Here is a 2,351-nt window from a genome sequence, read left to right on the forward strand (position 1 = left end):
TCTTCAATTCACTAGAAGTAAAGAAACCGAACCAGTCGTTTCATACAACTCCGGCATCGCTCCGCGATACCTCCGTCGTATGAACTTCACGTTCTGCAAAAAATAGATGTTTGGCCCGAAAGACAAAACACAAGACATCATCAATCTCATCTGGAACAGAGATGAGTACTACCTTGTTGCAGCGGGCAAAGACGCACCTACGAAAAACGAAGTAAAACGAGTAGCGGATAAGTTTGGCGTTAAGCTACCGAAAGATTTTATGGTTCACGCTACGGGGTATTGGGGATCACCATACCTAGAAGTAAGAGAAGAATTTTGGCCGAGACACAAGGCTGGCGATGTTGGGCCATTTTGGAGTTTTCTGTATGGAGTCTATGTATACGCTTTTAGCGAGGAAGCCCCTGAGTGGATGCAAGCGGAAATCGCTGCAAAAGAATTCAAAGAGATGGGTCACACAGTTCTTCCGCTCCTGAAGGTCATCGGGGATGCTGACGTCTATTGCTACGATCAAAAAGGAAGGATCGTGCGATGGTCACACGAAGAGGATATTTTTGAACCATACGAAGGAGGCTTCTTCGACCTTCTTGAGTACGAATTCAAAGAGCTAGATGAACGAAGAATAAAAAAGAAGAAAGCAGAACCAGGCAGCCCATACAACTCCGGACAGTCGCTCCGCGACTGACCTCCGCGTATGGCTTTCACGTTAGACAGAAAAAGATGAAACCCCGACAGCTCCTCTCATCCTTGCTCACGCTGATCGCTTTCGCGATCTCTGGAAATCTCTTTGCATCAGAGCCACCAAATGACCTCAACGAGTCATTCCGTGCGATCGAAAAAGCAATAATCGAAAACGATCAAGAATCATCTATTGAATACGTCGATTACGCTCTACTGAGATCAAACTGGCACAAACGTTGGTGGACGCTGTTCGGACGATCAAAAATCCCAACTGATGAAGAAATAAAAGCCGACATGAGCTTATGGAATGCTGGCACAGTCGTGAAGCTATCTCTCGAGCAATATTGCGACAGCATTCAAGGAGTCCGACTTCTTCTTCATGGTGGAGTTTCTCCAAATGACCTAAAAGAAAGAGATGAATTTGGGGATATACAGAATTCTACGATCACCGATGACCAAGCAAAAATCGAAACCTTGGGAGACGATGGAAAACCTGTAGTTTCTATCTTCGAAAAGAGAGAAAAGAACTGGGTTTTGGTAGACGTTATACTAGAACTAAAATGAAGTCTAACCAGTCGGTCCATACAACTCCAGCCAGCGCTCCGCGCTGACTTCCGCGTATGACCTTCACGTTGGATAAAAATCACCATTATGAACGAATCCGTCTATTCATTCAAGGGTCGCCTCCGACGATCCGACTTCCTAAAAATCAACATACTCCTTGTTGTCTTCATCGGCGTCATTCAGTCCCTACTGATAGCGATCCTCCCAGAGGTTCTGCCACCCAACAAATTGATAGCAGCACGGTTGCTCAGCAGTTCACTGATTGTACTTTTCCTCATTTCAGCAATTATCCCTCTATCCGTTCGAAGACTCCACGACTTGAACAAACCAGGAATCATGGTTGGACTAAAGCTCATCCCCATTTTGAATATCTATCTATTCATACTACTATTTTTCGTGAAGGGCACAAATGGCAGTAATAAATATGGTGATGAAAAAATTAAGAAATCAAAAGAACCAGAGAGAATTTTGCTTTCTCATGAAAGATTCAACTTCACCGAACACTACTCGAAGAAAGACAATATCCAGTAATGTTGAATCAGATCTACAAGGGTTTGACTTCATCTAGATCTAGAACTTTCGATTCAAAAGAGGACGTAAAACAGGAAAAAACATCCAACCAGTCAGCCCATACAACTCCAGCCAGCGCTCCGCGCTGACTTCCGCGTATGGCTTTCACGTTCTGAAGAAGATCAAATCATGAAGCAATGCCCCAATTGTGGCACGAAAATAGGCCCGCTCAAAATTCTCACATCCTCCAGATGGTCACCCCTAAAATGCTCGTCATGCGGAACCAAATACAGATTGAACCAAGGGAAGTCTGCGTTAGTTGGAGGTTTCGTCGGAGGATTGACCTACTTTCTCGTGGTTAGCCCATACAATGATGGAGATATGGCGAGAGCGGGAATCGGACTCGTCGTTAGCCTGGCACTCGCAACAATTGGCTTCTGGCTTTATGTTCCAGGAGAAGAAATAGAATAGAAAGGCGAATACGGAGAAGAATGAAAGAAAGTCAGAACCAGTAGGAATGAGAAGGCACAGAGACGAGTCGCCATGAGGCGACCCGTCAATATAGTGCCTTTATGAATACAGCTACTACAACTCACACC

3 protein-coding genes are annotated in these 2,351 nt (G+C 44.8%); all 3 read left to right on the top strand.

What is annotated here, in order from left to right:
- The first annotated feature begins 106 nt into the window (after nucleotides 1-106).
- Nucleotides 107-682, top strand: a complete 576-nt coding sequence (locus QEH54_RS22620; RefSeq protein WP_309021004.1) for a hypothetical protein — start codon at nucleotides 107-109, stop codon at nucleotides 680-682.
- 35 nt (nucleotides 683-717) lie between these two features.
- Nucleotides 718-1,242: a hypothetical protein gene (locus tag QEH54_RS22625; RefSeq protein WP_309021005.1), complete on the top strand. Its 525-nt coding sequence runs from the start codon at nucleotides 718-720 to the stop codon at nucleotides 1,240-1,242.
- Between the two features lie 87 nt (nucleotides 1,243-1,329).
- Nucleotides 1,330-1,773: a DUF805 domain-containing protein gene (locus QEH54_RS22630; RefSeq protein WP_309021006.1), complete on the top strand. Its 444-nt coding sequence runs from the start codon at nucleotides 1,330-1,332 to the stop codon at nucleotides 1,771-1,773.
- Nucleotides 1,774-2,351: the final 578 nt, after the last annotated feature.

The organism is Pelagicoccus sp. SDUM812003 (genome assembly GCF_031127815.1).
Taxonomy (GTDB): domain Bacteria; phylum Verrucomicrobiota; class Verrucomicrobiia; order Opitutales; family Opitutaceae; genus Pelagicoccus.

What these genes read in the sequence shown, in the direction of transcription:
- QEH54_RS22620 (WP_309021004.1), top strand. Translation starts at nt 107, where the DNA reads ATGTTTGGCCCGAAAGACAAAACACAAGACATCATCAATCTCATCTGG.
- QEH54_RS22625 (WP_309021005.1), top strand. Translation starts at nt 718, where the DNA reads ATGAAACCCCGACAGCTCCTCTCATCCTTGCTCACGCTGATCGCTTTC.
- QEH54_RS22630 (WP_309021006.1), top strand. Translation starts at nt 1,330, where the DNA reads ATGAACGAATCCGTCTATTCATTCAAGGGTCGCCTCCGACGATCCGAC.